We start from the raw sequence: 17,132 nt of genomic DNA on the forward strand, positions 1-17,132 counted from the left end.
GCGGGACTAAACGTGTCGCTACCTGCGTTAAAAAATCCTCATTTAGAACAACTAAATAGCGAATTCTTTGCCTTGCTATCAACACGTTTTTCCATCCTCAAAATAGATCACTTAAATAAGCGAATTGGTATAAGTTGCTGTAACAAATACGTACAATAATAAAAGCAAAGCTAATGCCAATTTTTAAATACTTGAATTTCATTGGTATTTATATTTTTTGGATTGTGGCTTTGCATAATGCAGGTAAATTTTTCTATATTGCAACGGTAAAAGTTACCTACTTTGCAATATGAAAAAATGGCACTGTTTTAGAATCCGATTCGACTAAAAGCAGCGCTGATTTAAAAATCAGCGGCTACTTCAAATTCTAATCGTTCATGACTAATAGGATGGGTAAAAGCTAAATACTCGGCATGCAAATGTAGTCGATCTGCCTTTTCACCGTAGTGGGTGTCACCCACAATAGGTGTATTTAAGCCTAAATGGTGGGCACAGTGAACTCGCAATTGATGAGTGCGTCCTGTTTTTGGATAGAGTTGTAAGCGGGTGGTATTATTTTTACGCTCCAGTACCTGCCATGTTGTTAATGACGGCTTACCCGTTTTGTAACACACCATTTGCCGTGGCTTATCATCAAAATCAAGCACTAAAGGTAACTCTATGCTGCCACTCTCAGCAGCAATATTACCCGCCACTAAAGCAACATAACGTTTTTCTACACTACGCTCTATAAACTGTTTTTGCAGTGCTTTATGCACCCGTTTATTTAACGCAATCATTAACAGCCCTGAAGTCGACATGTCTAATCGGTGCACAATAAGTGGCCCCGAAGCGTGTGGGAACTGAGTTTTAATTCGCATATATACCGAATCGTCAATATTAATGCCTGGCACAGATAAAAATTCAGCAGGTTTGTTTACCACCAACAAATCATCGTCTTGATAAACAATCGTTAGGTCTTTTCCCTGTGCAGGGTTGACCAATAGCGGGTTATCTTCAACATTTAATCCCTCTAGCATATGCCCTAAAATAGGCTGGCATTTGCTGTAGCACGAAGGGTAATAATGTAAATGATGTCTGATTGCCGATTTAGGCGGTGCGCCCCACCAAAATTCGGCCATAGCCAGCGGCTTTAAATTATGTTTATAGGCATATTGTAATAATTTTGGCGCTGCACAATCTCCCGCACCTGAAGGCGGTGTGTGCTCGGGCAGTTTGGCAAAAATGGCGTTTAAATCGGTCACTTCGCCGTTTGCATTTAAAAACTGGTATTGAGCGAATAGCTTTTTTTGTAAGTTTTTAGAGAGTACTTTACGGCGTTTTTTTAATCCGTTAATTTCATCATTTATTGTTAGTTGTGCTTGCTCAAGGGCTGCAATGCGTGTTTGCCACTGTTGCTTTAATTCTTGTAGTTGTTTTTTCTCAACAATACTCTGCCCAGCTAATTGGTTTTTCAGTTTTTCAAACTCGTCATTATTGAGTTGTTCGCTGGCGGCTTGCCGTTGCTGTTTTCGCTGTTTTCGAGTTACTTGCATTGCTTGCTGCTTGGCGATAAGTTGTTGCTCATAGTGTTGGCGAGCAGTCACTAACTGTTGCTCAATTTGTTGATAATTATCACTGTTTTGCAAGGCTGTAATTTGCGCATTAATGTCGTTAATCACTTGGCTTTGCTGACTAAACTCTGCATCGTCTATGTGTTTAAGTGCCACATTTGGCGCAAAATGCAGTTGCTCATCTATCCCCGCTATTTGCCCCGAATAGGCGCTAATAAAGCCTAGCTGTTGCGACTTATCTTGAACAACCAATACGCCAAACATTTTACCGGCATCAATATCATCTGTATCTAAAATAGCCTTATCTAGCTTGTTTAACTGTAGTTGTAATTGTTTTGCAGCGGCAATGGCCAGCGGATGGGGTTTATAATAAAAGGGAAATGTAAACTGATCAGGCAGTGCAAGATTATCTATATTTTCATTAAAAGTGGTAAAGCAGCTAGCAGGGTTTGACATGGCAATGGTGTGATTAGCAGTTATCAGAATAATGAGTCAGAGTGTAACATAAGCTTTGCTGTGCCACTAAGCATGCCCGGTAATACAAACAAAAAGGCCAACATATTTATGTTGGCCTTTGGTTATAAGCTAATACTTATTTGTTAGCGTCTTTCACTGCTTTTAATTTAGCGGCATGGTCAATTTCAAATGCAGGCATGTCTTTTTTGCCTTCCATTAGGTAGTTGTCCATCCAGCGCATTAAACGCAAGCTGTAATCGTATTGTGCTGCTACTTTACGGTTACCATGGCCTTCGCCTGGGTAGTAAACAAGGCGTACATCTTTACCTTGCACTTTCATGTAACGGTAAAGTTCCATAGATTGTGCAGGGTGAACGCGAGGATCGTCTTTACCATGCATAATAAGCAGTGGCGTTTCAGATTGACCTGCCCAGTAAATAGGACTGCGCTCTAAGTACCATTGCCATTTGTCCCATGGGTATGAACGCGCATGAACTAGGTTCATTTCGTTTGAAATATCAGTAGTACCAAATTTAGATAGCTGATTAGTTACACCCACAAACATAACGCTGGCAGCAAAGTGCTCGGTTAGCTTTGTTGCGCCCCACGCTGATGCATAACCGCCGTATGAGCCACCGGTAATACCAACACGTTTAGTATCAACTAATCCCATATCAACAAGGTGATTTTTAAAATCAACTAAGTCGTCAAACTCTTTACCTGCGTAATCGTTTTGACCTAGTTTAGAGTAATCTACGCCTTTACCTGTTGAACCACGGTAGTTAGGGTAAAATACCGCGTAACCACGGGCAGCCCCCATTTGACCAGGGCGCGAGTAGTTAGTTACCCAGCCGTTTTTATCATGGCTTTCAGGGCCACCGTGAACCGACATAATTAGGGGGTAGCGTGTGCCTTTTTCATAATCGAGTGGGTAAACTAGTACACCATCAAGTTCTACACCGTCACGCGCTTTAAGGGTAATTGTTTCTTGTTTAGCAAAGCGTTTGTCGTTTAACCATCTGTTTGAATCAGTTAAACGTGTTGCTTTGTTACTGCGCACGATAAAGACTTCGTTAGGGTGTTTTGCTGTGTTACCACGAAGTGCGAGTGTTTTATCTGAATCAGAAACACTTAGCTGTGAGGCAATAAATTTGCCTTCTTTTACGAGCTTCTTGTATTTGTTAGAGCCAGTTTTAATGCTCGCAACAAAACTTTCAGTGCCTACATTGGCAATAAAGTTAAGGGTGTTACGTTTGTGCGACCATTCAAAGTCGACAACGTGGCCCATAAAGTTAGGTAACCATTCTGTGATTTCTGCAGTTTTAGTATCGGCAATAAATAGGCGACCAGTTGCAGGGTCGTGCTTATCTTCTGCACCTAAAATAGCAATGTATTTACCATCATGCGACAGCTCAGCATCGCCTAATTTACCTTCAGTTTTAAATGACAAGGTAACTTTATTGCTAGCAATATCAAATAAATGCCACATTGATTTTGTGTATCTGTCGTCAATTAAAGCTGTAGGTTGAGTCTTAACCAGTAGCTTTTCACCATCAGCAGCCCAATTAACGTCACTTACGTAGTTATCAACATTGAGTGCAGTTGGAGTAAGTGGCTTGTCGGCTTTAGCTAAATCTACAATAAAAAGCTGCTTGTTTTTAAGGCCTTGCTCGTACACTTCTGCTTTAAAGCCAAGCTTTTTTAGTTCTTTTTCTGACTTATCAGCAGCTGGCATTGCTAAAATAGCAACTTGCTTGTTATCAGGGCTTAACTGATAGCTTGAAATAGATGTGCCTTTTAATGACATAACCGCTTGTGCTTGGCCGCCATCAACAGGTATTTGGTAAAGCGAAGTATATTTGTCGTCTTTTAATTTCGCTAAAAAGTAAATTGTTTTGCTGTCGTTTGACCATTGTAGGCTTTTAATATTAACCGAGCCGGTAATAAAAGGACGTTCAACACCTTCATCATCAACAACGTAAAGCTCACTGTAATTACTGCCATTTTCGTCAACGTAAAGCGTGCGAGGTAACGAACGAGTAAATGCAACAGTGTCGCCATCGGGGCTAACGCTTGTTTGTATTACCGATTTTACTTTTGGAATGTCTTCAACAGTGATTGCTGATTGCGCAAATGCAAGTGAGCTTGAAAGCCCAATTGCTATCGCTAAGCTAGTTTTTAGCATTGTTATTTCCTTTGCTTTATTAGATTTCAGCCATTATAGCAAGGTGTTCCCAATATACTAAAAAATGCGATTAATCCTCAAAAGAGGGCGTTTAATGAAGGCAATAATGCTATGGCGCGGTGTGAAACCGCGCTTAATGTTATAGACTTTTTTTAGGAGGAAGTGCTACGTTAGCAAAAATAAGTCCGGCCACCAGCGACATAAAGATTAAAAACGTTTGTTGACCAATATGCTCTGCATAAACAAAATCTTGCCCTTCAATCAGTGAGTTCAAACCAATATACGTTTTGCTACCAGGTACTAATACAATTAGGCCTTGCATAGCCACAATAGAGGCCGGGGCATTGGCAACACGATTAAATAAGTTACTAAACACACCTACAGAGAATGCGCCCACAAAGGTACCCAGTGTGTAATCTAAGTACATGGCAGAGCCAATACTAGTGCCATAGGCAATAAAGCCAGAGGCTATAGACCAGGCTGCGTGTTTAAACTTGGTTCTAAATATCACAATTAAGCTGCTACAGAGTAAGAATATGGCTAACCATGCAGTCCACTTTGGTAACGGCTCAGGTTGTACGAAATCGGTTTGACCAAATAAGGCAAAGCCAATAGCAATACCAATAAAAGCCCCAAAATAGAGCTTAAACAGCAACATAAACGAGTCCATCACGCGTGCTGTGCCCGAGACTAAATGCCGGGCTGCCAGTTCAGCTAAGCCAAGTGCAAGGGCTAAACCGGGTATAAACACAATAATGGCAGAAAGCACAATTAACCGAATATTAATGTGTGCATCTAAATGAACGCTAATAGCACAAGCAAGAATGGCCGACACTATCGCCACTAGTGGCTCAAGCATGTGAGCCACACGTTTCGAACGGGCCGACCACAATACAAATAAGTAAACAATAAAGGTTAATAAACCAGACCAAATAACATCATTCCAACTGGTGCCCATTAGCATTGCAAATGCACCGCCAGAGGTGGCAAAAGCGATACCGGTTATGATTTTGTTATAAGGGTTTGGCGCCTCAAAAATGATATCAAGTTGCTGATCAACCTCTTGCAACGTGAGTTCACCATTAAGCATTTTATTAACTAGGTCATCGGTATCCGCAAGTGAACCTAAATCGTGATCGCCTGGGTCAACCCGGGCAACATGGGTATATTCATCTTCATGACCATCCGTCCAAATAACAAAGGTAACCGACGTTGGAGACATAACAAACGAGGATTTAAGACCTAAATAAGTCGCCACTTCCATTAAGTGGGCTTCTAAGCGATAGGCAGGTGTACCGTATTTATGGAGCATCTTGCCCAATTTAACGATAAATTTGCGTTTTTCAGTAAACGTTGCGGTTTTCAAATTTGTTTTGAACCAACTATTAAATAACTAAGCTAAAAATATAGGCAATAATGCTAAAATTGCCCAAGTTTATTTGCGGCGATTTTAAACACAAATCGCCGCCTGTCTAGTGATTTTTAATGTTATTTTTTATTTTTTTCTGCTATCCACTGCGACATATATTGTGTGCTGCGCATGGTATGGTGTTTGAGCATTTGGCCTGTGAAATTTTTCATCCGGTGAGCATCTAAATTACTGCTTATTGAGTCGATTTTTTCAATTAATTGAGCACTTAACTGCACTTTGTCATACAAGGTATTAAGTAGAAGGTTGCCAGCGGCTTGCGCTTCGCTAAATTTAGCCTCGTTGTTGTATAAAGAGACGGCGGCATCTGCAAAAGCTTGCGCATCTGCTGTTACCACACCTGGCCACGGTAATGTGTTGTGCATACCTTCGCTGCCAATAGGCGTGGTGATGCTTGGGGTTTGCATGATCATGGCTTCTAATAGTTTACCTTTAATACCCGCCCCAAAACGTAAAGGGGCTAAGCAAATACGTGCGCTTTGCATTACTTCATATGCGTCATCGGCCCAGCCTTTAATTAAAAAGCCGGTTTTAGGATTATTAAGTGCGGTGGCTTTTGGTGGCGGGTATGAACCATAAATATGCAGTTCTGCCTGTGGCAGTTGTTTACGGATAAGCGGCCAAATTTTTTGTAAATAAAGCACCGCATCCCAGTTTGGGGCATGTCTGAAATTACCAATGGTCATAAAGTGTTGGCGTTGTTGATACGATTTAGTTTGCTCAGGTAAGGCGCTTAAATCAACCATAAATGGTAAATGATGCAACACACTAGGCTCAACATTAAACACTTCATTGAGTAGCTCCATCTCATAGCTTGAGATAATTAAGCTGAGATCGCAGCGTAAAATAGCGGCTATTTCACGTTTAGCTATGTCTGATAGTAAATCGCTGTGGTTGAATTCACGCTCACCTTTATGCGCTTCATGGCGAGCATTGCGAAGGCATTGTAGATCTTCGGTATCTAAAATTTTAAGCGCATTAGGGCAATGCTTATCTACGCGCCAGCCAAACTGCTCTTCCATCATAAAACGGTCAAACATCACTAAATCGGGATTGTAAGCTTTTATATAGTCATCAAAGCTATCACAGTTTAGGGCAATACTTTGGCTAGTGATACCAAAGTCGGTAAGGTTAACCATGTGATCGGTAGGTTGTGCAGGCGTGGCAAATTCAACATCCCAGTTTTGCGCTTTAAATGCATTAAGTAACGACATCATATGCGTACCTGCAGCAGACGAATTGGGCTCTGGCCATACATAGCCAATTACCAGCACTTTTTTCATTGGCTAGATTCTCTAATTATTTGATGGAAAAACAGACTCAAACACAGTGGTATATTTCTAAAAGTTGTAACGGTATTTAAAAAGCAGAGTATGATTTCGAAAAACTAAAATGCTGCAAATTAATGGACATAAACAACCAATTTTAGCGTTGAGTAAATAGGCGTGTATTTTAGCGTATTCAGGCTACTTAAGTCATTACTTAGCTTAACACTTTATGAATGGTGCAAAACGTGTTTATATATCCGGTAATATTCAAAAATAAAAAGGATAAAACATGAATGCTTTTAGGCTGTTAATTGCCTTTGTTGGCTGTATTGTTTTGCTACCTGCAAGCTATGCAGAGCAAGGATATCAAACTCCTTCCCCAGAACTGGCTGCATTAGTCGATGCTAAGTTAGCCCCTACTAGCTCTTTATCAAACGATGGCCAGTGGTTGGCTTTGTTTGAACGTAAAAGAGTGGTCTCGTTAGATGAGCTTGCAAAAGAAGAACTTAAATTAGCGGGTATTAAGTTAAACCCTGCTAACTTTTCTCGCTCACGGGTAAGTGCCAAATACAGTGCCTTAGAGCTTAAGCATGTACAAAGTGGTACGGTGGTTAACGTAAATAACTTGCCGCAGGGTATTATTCGTTCCCCTCGTTGGTCTGCAAATAGCGAGTACTTAGCGTTTATTGTGGAACAGCCAGAAAATGCACGACTTTGGATTTACAATGTTAAAAGTAAACAAGCAAAGCAGTTAAGTGAGTATCCACTTAATTCTACTTTAACAAGTACCCCTTATGAGTGGTTACCCGATAGCACAGCGATTGTGGCTAATTTAGCGGTTAACTTAGACAAACCAAGATTAACCAATGATACTCAAAGCACAGTACCGGTTATTCAACAAAGCACCGGTGAAAAAGCCCCAGCGCGCACTTATCAAAACTTATTAACTAGTCCGTTTGATGAAGCGCAATTTAAGTTTTACGGACAAGGGCAGCTAGCCTATATCACCTTAGATGGTAAAGCGCAGAAGATTGGCGACGCCGGTTTATTTAAATCGTTTTCAATCTCTCCTGATTCTACTAATTTATTGGTTGCTACAATAGACGAGCCATTTTCGTATCAAGTACCTTACAGCCGCTTTGCAACCACATGGGAAATATGGGGGATGCGTGGTTTTGCATTATTAGAGCTTGCTAAGCAACCCCTTGCCGACAACATTCCACAAGGGTATGACAGTGTTCGCACTGGACGGCGTAATTTTGAGTGGCGTGCCGATCAGGGCGCAGAGGTTATTTGGGCCGAAGCGCAAGATGGCGGCGATATGAAAACTGAGGTTGAGCACCATGACTACCTTTATAGTTTACGTGCACCGTTTAAACGCGAACCTAAATTATTTGCAAAGGTAGAGCGCCGTTTTGCGGGTATAGAGTGGGGTAATGACAACATTGCCATGCTAAGTGATTGGCGCTTTAGTGACAGACAAGTACGTACTTATGTTATTCAACCCCGTAATGCCGATAGCAACCGTGTGCTGTTTTCAGAGCGTAGTTACAATGATGCTTACAAAGATCCTGGCAGTACCATATATGAGCGTAACGATTTAGGTTCGCGTGTTATAAAAGTGGTAGGCGGACGTTACATTTACCTTCGTGGTGATGGTGCATCTGAGCAAGGGAATATTCCATTTTTAGATCAATACGATGTAAAAACAAACAGCACTAAACGACTATGGCAATCGGCTGCACCTTACTATGAGCGGGTGCGTGCTTTATTAGACGATGAAGGTAAACGTATTATTACTATTCGCGAGTCTAAAACGCAGCAGCCTAACTTTTTTATTCGTGATTTAGATAGAGATACGTTAACGCAACTGACTCAGTTTGAGCATCCGTATCCAGCATTTAAAGGGGTGACTAAAGAGCAATTACGTTACACCCGCGATGACGGTGTTGAACTATCGGGTACGCTTTATTTACCGCCAGGGTATGATAAAACACAAGGGCCTTTACCTGTATTGATGTGGGCATACCCACTTGAATATAAAGATAAAGCGGTTGCCTCACAGGTGCGCGAATCAGAATACGAATTTACCTACATTGGTTATTGGGGCCCAATGCCTTATTTAGCTAAAGGAATTGCAGTATTTGACGATCCTAAAATGCCGATTGTAGGTGTTGATGGCAGTGAGCCAAATGATCACTTTAGAAAACAGCTGGTTTCTAGCGCCAAAGCAGCGGTTGATGTACTCGTTGAAAAGGGCATTGCAGATAAAAACAATATTGCCATTGCAGGGCACTCTTACGGTGCATTCATGGTGGCTAACTTATTAGCGCATAGCGACTTATTTAAGGCTGGCATTGCTCGCAGTGGTGCGTATAACCGCACATTAACACCGTTTGGTTTTCAGGGTGAAGAACGTGATTTTTGGCAAGCGCAAAGTGTGTATGCAAACATGTCACCGTTTTTCCATGCTGAAAAAATTAACGAACCAATGTTAATGATCCACGGTCAAGAGGACCCTAATTCGGGCACTTTCCCGATGCAAAGTGAGCGTATGTACGCAGCGCTTAAAGGCCTAGGTAAAGAAGCGCGGTTAGTGATGCTTCCTTACGAAGCCCATGGCTACCGTGCCCGTAAAAGCTTATTACATGTGCTATGGGAGCAAGAGCAGTGGCTTGATAAGTACTTGTTAAGTGATAACGTTGAACCAGTTGATATGGAAGAACAACCGATTCAATAGTGTATTATGCCGTGAGATCAAGAAGATCCACTCTTAATCTCACGGCACTTTCCCAATGCAAAGTGAGCGTATGTACGCAGCGCTTAAAGGCCTAGGGAAAGAAGCGCGTTTAGTGATGCTTCCTTACGAAGCTCATGGCTACCGTGCCCGTAAAAGCTTATTACATGTACTGTGGGAGCAAGAGCAGTGGCTTGATAAGTACTTGCTTTTAGATAAAGAAGCAGATATTGAAACCAACGAAACGGTTGCAGACGTAAACGCAAATTAATTTGCTAAGAGTTTCGAGCTCGAGGTTCGGGTTTCGAGTTGCGGCAGCGCGAAATACTGCGCTGCTAACTCGGGCTAAGCTCGTTGCCCTTAACCCGACCCTCGATGCTGTTATTTCTAATTTACCGATAGCTATTTTTGCTTTACCCTTTCATTCAAAATTAACACTACTTTTTTAACCTATTGCGAGCTTTAAATGATTGATGTAGCTGCACTTGCGGTATTTATTCCTACCTTCTTTTTTGTGTCTATTACGCCGGGTATGTGCATGACACTGGCCATGACTTTAGGCATGAGCATAGGCGTGCGCCGAACTTTATGGATGATGATAGGCGAGCTATTAGGTGTCGCTAGCGTTGCGGTAGCCGCGGTGCTTGGTGTAGCCAGCGTTATGCTTAATTACCCCAGTGCATTTGATATTTTAAAATGGCTAGGTGGCGCTTATTTAATCTACATTGGCATTAATATGTGGCGTGCAAAAGGAAAAATGTCGGTTGATACGCATAACACAACAGCCGTGAGCCGATATTCATTGTTTTCACAGGGGTTTGTAACCGCCATTGCCAATCCAAAGGGATGGGCGTTTATGATTTCCTTATTACCTCCTTTTATTAACGTGCAATACAGTGTTGCGCCGCAATTAGCGGTGCTGGTGGCCATTATTTTACTCTCAGAGTTTATCTGTATGATGATTTACGCAACAGGCGGGAAAAGCCTGCGGTTATTTTTAAGTAGAGGTAACAACATTAAGTGGATGAATCGTATTGCCGGGAGTTTAATGGTGCTAGTGGGGGTTTGGTTAGCATTGGAATAAAAATTAAGCGTAATGAACATATATTAATACTTAATACTGATATAAAAACCCGTTTTTATAAAAATAAGACAAAAGTATGAATGTTAGCTGAACACCCCATTCCGGCAACACTTGTTATGTAATTGTTTATAAAAGTTGATTTTTTATTTGTTTTTCGTGTTGCAATTCATCTTAAATTCAGTAATTCTATTTACATATTCAAGGAAGAATAAGTCAAGTTGTATACTTTTGCTTTCTTGCCTTATTAAATTTATATGGAATTACCTCATGAAAAAATCGTTGTTATCTGCCCTTATTTTTGCCCCTCTTTTTGCCGGTTGTGTTTCAACTACGGATACTAGTACATCAGCTAATCTAGATCGTAATATGGCAGTGTCTCAATTGACTGAACGTATGGATACATTAGGCTATGCCTACCCTGTAACCGTACAGGTTGGTATTGATGAGTTTTTGAATATGTCAGCAATTATTTTGGAACGTCAGCGCAAAGTTATGGGTGAATACCGCACTCAGACCGATAATTACCGAGATGTTCAAGCCTTCTTATATGCACATCAAAACTCAACTCCAGAACAACTTGACGCTGCAATCAAAGAGTTTGATGCAGGTGCTACAAATAAAGATCAAGAAATCGGTCATAAAATCGTAGCTTACAACCAAGCAAATGAGGGGATTTATCAACAAAATATTGAACTAGCAACAGAGCTTACCATTGAAATTGCTAAATCTGCTTATATTTTAACTCAATACAGCACGGAAATTGCTAAAGTAACCGCCTTAAGAATGGGTGGAGATTTAGTTACTTCATGGATGTCATCTGATGAAGAAAATGCTAAAAAAGAAGAAGATCCTAAAGACATTGGTAACGCTCTTATTAAAGCTAAAGATCAACTTGCGTTAGCTTTAGAGGCAAATGAAATAATTGAGTTAGAGCAAGCAACCATTACAGCCATCAACGAATTACAATTAGAGCAAGAAGCGAAAGGCTAATGAATGTAGGCATTTTTGCTATTTTGTTTGTACTTGCCTTTAATTGTTCTGCTCAAAATTGGCCAAACTGGGTTATTCAACCGCAACAAAGTATTGAATACATTGCTGCGGTTGGCATTGGCGAAAGTCGCTTAGCTGCAAAGCAAGCGGCTATAGCCGAAATTAATACTCAATTAAGTGTAGATGTAACTACACAGCAACTACAAAAGCTAACAAAAAAAAACACTCAAGCAGATAGCTACTTTGAGCAAGCGACTACTGTAACTAGCTTACCCTTCACGTTAACGGGCTTGGTGGAGCTTAAGTCGCTTCAAAAAAATAATTTATTTGCTATAAAAATCGGTGTTAAAAAGTCAGTGTTAGTTAAAAACCTTACCTCTGAATTAGCTGCACTTTCTCGCCAGTCTGTACCTAAAAATAGCGCAGAACAGCGTTTTATTTGGGCACTTCAAAACAGCAAAAAACTTGAGGATGCGACGAAAAAGTTAGCAGTACTAGAGCACCTCTCTGGAACAAACTTATCTATTAATACAACGTTAAATTATTTGTTAGATGAGCACGCAATGGCTTTAAATGCTATCTCTTGTGATGTAATAGGTGCTAATGACCTTAGTGCAATTAAGTCAGTATTAAATACAGCATTACCACAAAGTGGCAGCGTAAAGTTATGGATGCGTCCTCAAGTACATTGGCAATATGCTCAATCTAATAAAGAGCACTTAGTTAAAGCAAAATTAACTTTAGCTCTTACTCGCAGCCAAAGCCCTTTTACAGTGCTGTTGCAACACGATCTGTTTGCACAAGAAAGTGCTGCCACGCAAGAAAATGCAAAACAAAAAGTAATTAATAACTTAGTTCAACAACTCAAAGCACCTGCTAGCCAGTGGCTGTTTGATATTTAGGAATAGTAATGAAAGTAATAAAAGCCTTAGCTCTTACAACATTAACCATGGCCTTAGTAGCTGGATGTAATTCTACCCCTAAAAGAGGCAGCTCAACTCAACAAGGTAATGTGAGTAATAATGCATCCAATACAGTAATAGCAAAAAGTGCTTATGTTTTTAACGATGCAGATATTGCTATGCCCGCTTATTTTGATACCCAAGGGCTAGAACGCTGTTCGTTTGATGTGAATAATGAGACAGACAGTTGCCCGCTTAAAAAGCCGATTGTGCGTATGTATTTTGATTTAGCCGGGGTTAGCGGAAGTGGTATAGGCGTTGATGCAATGCGAGAATTCGATAATCAAAATTTATTATTAATGCTTGAAAACCAATTCGCAGGTATCAATCGTTTTAGAATAGTAACACGTGATGACGATGCGATATCAAAGGAACAGCAATTGATTTTGCAACAACAGGGGGTTGTTACCGCGGCTAAACGAGCTGAAGTTAAAGCATTAATCCCCGATTTTGTTGTAAAAATTGACTCACTGAGAACGCTTAAAACTGAGGGAGCAATTACAGATTGGGCTGATTATACGTTAGAGCTTACAACTGGCGTCATAAATCCACAAACCCGTGAAAAATTATCACATCCTAATTTAGGTAAAATTCGCGTTAAGTCAGAAGATGTTCGTGATCGTTCAGAGCTCAAGTTTACTACGGTAAGTGGTCGTTATGCTGCAGGGTTTCATTTTGATCAAAGTGCGCATGTAAATGCGGTACTTAGTGATATGGGATCACGAGGAATCGATATATTATTAACTCGTATGCTCAGTGAAATGCCAGCTACAGCGCAAGTGTTAGGTATTAAAGGTAACAAAATTAGCCTTGACCGTGGCCAAAATGCCGGTGTTTTACCTAATGAAACCATGATTATATTTAGTTATGAAGCGGGCTTTGTTGAACCTTTAGGTGTTGCAAATGTAAACCCATCACGCAACAGCGCAAATGGCGAAATTATTCGCTGGAAAGATTCAAATGTAGCAACTGATATTAAAAATAAAGCCGAGAATGGCATATATCGCCCCGCCAGTGGCGCCAAAATATTTGCTGTTTCTGTAGGCACGCCAGCAGACTTTTTGGAGAACCGTACATGATAAAAAAGTTTGGTGTTTTAGCGCTATGTTCGTTAAGTGCACAAGCACAAGTAGAAGTGCTTGCAGATGGAACATTGCAAACTGAGGCATGTGCATATGGGCGAGGAGATCTAGCTATTTCTGGTGCAAAAGCACAAGCGAGTGCTGAGCTTATTAGTTTTATTAAGGGTAACAAAAGCCTGACTACTCAAAGTACTCAGCAGCATTTAACAACAAACTTAAGTGACGATGCCACTACTTTATATGAACAACAACGCACAGTAATGCTTGAGGGCTTAAACGCTGGGGCAGTTCCTTTAAACTATTCAGCTCCTACATTAAATGGTAACGATACCTGCATGACGGTGAGCCTAAATCCATTAAACTTAGGTGAGCCTGCAGAGCAAAATTGGCAGAATACAACGCAAAATATTAGCGTAACGGTAATAGGGCAAGGCTGGGATAAAAAAGGTAATACCGCACTCACTAATGCAGAGCAAGACGCATTGCAGCGTGCGGTGTCGCAAGTGGTGGGGGTGTGGCTTACACAGCAGCATACTCAGTCTTCGAGTACCAGCTTAAATATTACCGATGGTAATGAATCAAGCAGCATGCAAGAGCTAATAGGCCAGCAGTTATCGAGCCATAGTGAAGGGTTAGTAAAAGAATGGCAAACGTTAAAAACCAAAGAGCTGGCCAATGGTGGGGTAGAAATTACCATTATGGCGGTGGTTGAAAAAGCCCCTTTAATTCAACAAGCATCGCAATTACTGAGCATGATAGGTTCGCCTCGCGTGCATGTGATTGCCCCTGAACCATTAAAAACAGAGCTTAAAACATGGCTAAATGAGCAGGGTATTGAGGTAGGTGCTGCGGCAAGTTTAGTGCTGTATGGCAAATCTGAACTGGTTAAGCGTAATAACAATCGTCAGCTTCGTTTAACCGTTGATGTACGGGACCTAGCCGGTAATATTTATGGAAAGTGGCATAACGACTCATCGTTAATGGCGTTGCCTAACGACGCTCATGTTGAAACTGACTTAATGGCAGTGCACTTAGCCAGTGAGTCACAATCGGCAGCATTACATCAGGCATTAAAAGGGGCGTTTACAAAAGTGGTCGCAAGAGGCGGCTTAGTCAGAGAGGTATTATTACCAAGCAAAAAGCTCACGCAACCAGAAAAGCTTCACGCCGTATTAAGCACTCTTGGAGGAGTAAGTGATGTCTCCATCCATAAACAACATGATTATACCGTGGCAAGCCTTCGTTATAAAGGCGATACCGGTGAACTAGCCGATGCAGTAGAACAAGTACTGACAACCATAACAGCCAACACTCTATCAAAAATCACCGTAGAAGATGATTTTACACTCAGGTACCAATAAGGAAGTATGATGAAATTAAAAATATTAACATTAGCAATGGTATTAGCTATGCCTGTAGCTGCTGAAGAATTTAGCTTAACAGACATGATCCCTGCACGCCCTGGTGCGCAAGTTGCGGGTGCTGATAAAGCAACAGTATCTGGCGATGTTATAGTAGCAAAAGATACTAATGTTGCGGTAGCGGTTGCTCACCAAGCACTAATTGATGACGATGAAGATGGCATTAAGATGATTCAAGTAGGCAGTGGCACCGGTATTTTATCTATTGGTACTGCCAGCTATAACACCTATGACAACATGAATGCGACCTTGCTTTCAAAGCGTGGTGCATATAATCAAGCTTATTTGATTGCTAAAAAACAACTAATAGAAAACATGAAAGGCGTGGAACAGCGTTGTGGCAATGTAGTTACGGCTTCCATGGATGTAATAGACACGGGTGTTGAAGGTGTTGCTAATGAGCAAACGAATATGATGGAAGCGTGTAAAGAGTCAGTATCAGGCTCGTTAGCCGGCTTTGTCACCTATGATGTGTATGACAATAATGATGAGAAATTAGTACGCGTAAGCCTAATTTCTACACCTAAAACACGCTCTCAAATTCAAGGTAATCGCGGTGCCGTCGCGGTTACTAGTGAGCCCAATGCTATTTTTAAACAAGTAATTAGTGATGTTAAATCAGGGGTATTACCCCCGGTTGGTGCTAAGGTGCTTACCCATGCCGATAGTGGTGAAGTTATTGTATTAGGGTATGGTTCAGCGATTATTCGTGGTAATAAAAACAATAAAATAGCACGAAAACTAAAAGGTGTGGCTAAGTCTCAATCGCAAACCCGCGCTCGTTCAGCTTTACTTGCCACGATGCAAGGTGAAGAGGTTTATTGGCAAGGTAGCTTTGATGAAAATCAAATGGAAGGCACTCAACAATTTGAGTACGACGATCCTAACCTGAATGATCCGCAGCAAGTTCAAGTGCTTGAAGAAGATCGCAATACATTTTTAAATCAATTAAAAACTTCTGATGAATACGCCACAATTACTAAAGGTAAATTACCACCGGGTGTGAGTGTTAAGAGCTTTGCAAGTGATGATGGAATGTGGCAATACAGTGTGGCTGTTTATGCGCCAAGCTTAGAAGCGACGGCACGCCAAGCGGCAAAAGAAATGGCGGGTAATAACGGCAATACGGTTAATGGTATGAGCCGTTCGGGCAAAAAAATAAAAGCAGTGGGTGGTTTAAACGAGAAAGCGGCTAATCCTCAAGGTGCGTCAGGCAAAGTAGCGAGTGAAGAGGAACTTTAATGCTAGCACCTATTATAGGGCTTTCGATGGTGGCTTCGGCCACCTTTGATTCTGAGCAAACAATCGAACAACAAACTGCTTTTTTTAAAAGCCAGGCGATTGGACAATATGCCCGTGTAATGGCATTAAAGCCCAGTGCCACTAGTGCACTTGAACAAGCGTGTCGTAATGCTCTCACCTTGCCTGAACGTCATAAAATAAAGCAGGCACTTGCGAATAAGCTAAATATTAGCTTGCCTGAGTCGGTAAGCTTTATTGAAGCGCAAGTTAGTGAGTTTAAGCAGCAAAAACAACAAGGCTGGCTCACCTGTAGCGGCATTGTTACCCCCGCAGCGGATGATATTAACGAAGCTGGGCTAGCAATAAGAGCTGCTTGGCAAGTTGGTAATCAAAAAGATAAATCTAATTTGCGTTCTTTGCTTAGTGTGGCGATGAATCACCCTACCACAATGTCTGATGCGGTGGCACTCGCTGCAGCACAGTCACCCAAAGAACAGCGTTTAAGCTATCTTGATAAATACTTAGAACCTAACGAATTAAAACTTGATGCGGCTAAAGCAGCAGTTGCACAAATATGGTTTGTTAATCAACGCTATAAACAAGTGCTCACGCTAACTCAGCAGTGTGAAAGTATTAACTGCAAGCGGTTAAACTTTGCAGCAAAGGCTGAGTATGAGCAGCAAACTGCCGATGATTTAAGCAGTTATTTTTAATTTTTATAGG

General features: G+C 41.2%; 13 protein-coding genes. 9 read left to right on the top strand and 4 right to left on the bottom strand.

Features of this window, described 5'->3' with window-relative positions; genetic code table 11:
* Positions 1-341 precede the first annotated feature (341 nt).
* The 4 genes from AC27JR_RS02000 to AC27JR_RS02015 all read right to left on the bottom strand — a co-directional run bounded on the left by AC27JR_RS02000 (position 342) and on the right by AC27JR_RS02015 (position 6,906).
* Positions 342-2,009: an RluA family pseudouridine synthase gene (locus AC27JR_RS02000; RefSeq protein WP_487172608.1), complete on the bottom strand. Its 1,668-nt coding sequence runs from the start codon at positions 2,007-2,009 to the stop codon at positions 342-344.
* A 136-nt stretch (positions 2,010-2,145) separates the two neighbouring features.
* Positions 2,146-4,194: a S9 family peptidase gene (locus tag AC27JR_RS02005; RefSeq protein ID WP_487172609.1), complete on the bottom strand. Its 2,049-nt coding sequence runs from the start codon at positions 4,192-4,194 to the stop codon at positions 2,146-2,148.
* 139 nt (positions 4,195-4,333) lie between these two features.
* Entirely contained in the window at positions 4,334-5,560 is a 1,227-nt protein-coding gene (locus AC27JR_RS02010; RefSeq protein WP_008108872.1) for a threonine/serine exporter family protein, read from the bottom strand.
* 122 nt (positions 5,561-5,682) lie between these two features.
* Complete coding sequence (locus tag AC27JR_RS02015) at positions 5,683-6,906, bottom strand: glycosyltransferase family 4 protein (protein ID WP_008108871.1); 1,224 nt, start codon at positions 6,904-6,906, stop codon at positions 5,683-5,685.
* A gap of 274 nt (positions 6,907-7,180) precedes the next feature.
* On the opposite strand from AC27JR_RS02015, the gene AC27JR_RS02020 reads away from it, so the two are divergent.
* From AC27JR_RS02020 to AC27JR_RS02060, 9 genes are all read left to right on the top strand, one after another.
* Complete coding sequence (locus AC27JR_RS02020; RefSeq protein ID WP_487172610.1) at positions 7,181-9,631, top strand: S9 family peptidase; 2,451 nt, start codon at positions 7,181-7,183, stop codon at positions 9,629-9,631.
* 55 nt (positions 9,632-9,686) lie between these two features.
* A complete protein-coding gene (locus AC27JR_RS02025; RefSeq protein ID WP_487172611.1) occupies positions 9,687-9,899 on the top strand; it encodes an alpha/beta hydrolase family protein in 213 nt (70 codons plus the stop codon).
* A 195-nt stretch (positions 9,900-10,094) separates the two neighbouring features.
* Positions 10,095-10,712 (top strand): LysE family translocator, encoded by a 618-nt coding sequence (locus AC27JR_RS02030; protein WP_487172612.1) that lies wholly within the window; start codon positions 10,095-10,097, stop codon positions 10,710-10,712.
* Between the two features lie 267 nt (positions 10,713-10,979).
* The gene (locus AC27JR_RS02035; protein ID WP_487172613.1) at positions 10,980-11,702 is read left to right on the top strand and encodes a hypothetical protein; all 723 of its coding nucleotides are present in this window, start codon (positions 10,980-10,982) and stop codon (positions 11,700-11,702) included.
* Entirely contained in the window at positions 11,702-12,604 is a 903-nt protein-coding gene (locus AC27JR_RS02040; protein ID WP_487172614.1) for an LPP20 family lipoprotein, read from the top strand. Before AC27JR_RS02035 ends, AC27JR_RS02040 begins: the two co-directional genes overlap by 1 nt.
* Before the next feature lie 8 nt (positions 12,605-12,612).
* On the top strand, positions 12,613-13,743 hold the full coding sequence (locus AC27JR_RS02045) for a hypothetical protein (protein ID WP_487172615.1): 1,131 nt from the start codon (positions 12,613-12,615) through the stop codon (positions 13,741-13,743).
* The gene (locus AC27JR_RS02050) at positions 13,740-15,107 is read left to right on the top strand and encodes a hypothetical protein (RefSeq protein WP_487172616.1); all 1,368 of its coding nucleotides are present in this window, start codon (positions 13,740-13,742) and stop codon (positions 15,105-15,107) included. Before AC27JR_RS02045 ends, AC27JR_RS02050 begins: the two co-directional genes overlap by 4 nt.
* Positions 15,108-15,116: 9 nt before the next feature.
* Positions 15,117-16,409: a hypothetical protein gene (locus AC27JR_RS02055; protein WP_487172617.1), complete on the top strand. Its 1,293-nt coding sequence runs from the start codon at positions 15,117-15,119 to the stop codon at positions 16,407-16,409.
* Positions 16,409-17,122, top strand: a complete 714-nt coding sequence (locus AC27JR_RS02060; protein WP_008108855.1) for a hypothetical protein — start codon at positions 16,409-16,411, stop codon at positions 17,120-17,122. Before AC27JR_RS02055 ends, AC27JR_RS02060 begins: the two co-directional genes overlap by 1 nt.
* The last annotated feature ends 10 nt before the right edge of the window (positions 17,123-17,132 follow it).

The organism is Pseudoalteromonas sp. NH0006-26 (assembly GCF_057552415.1).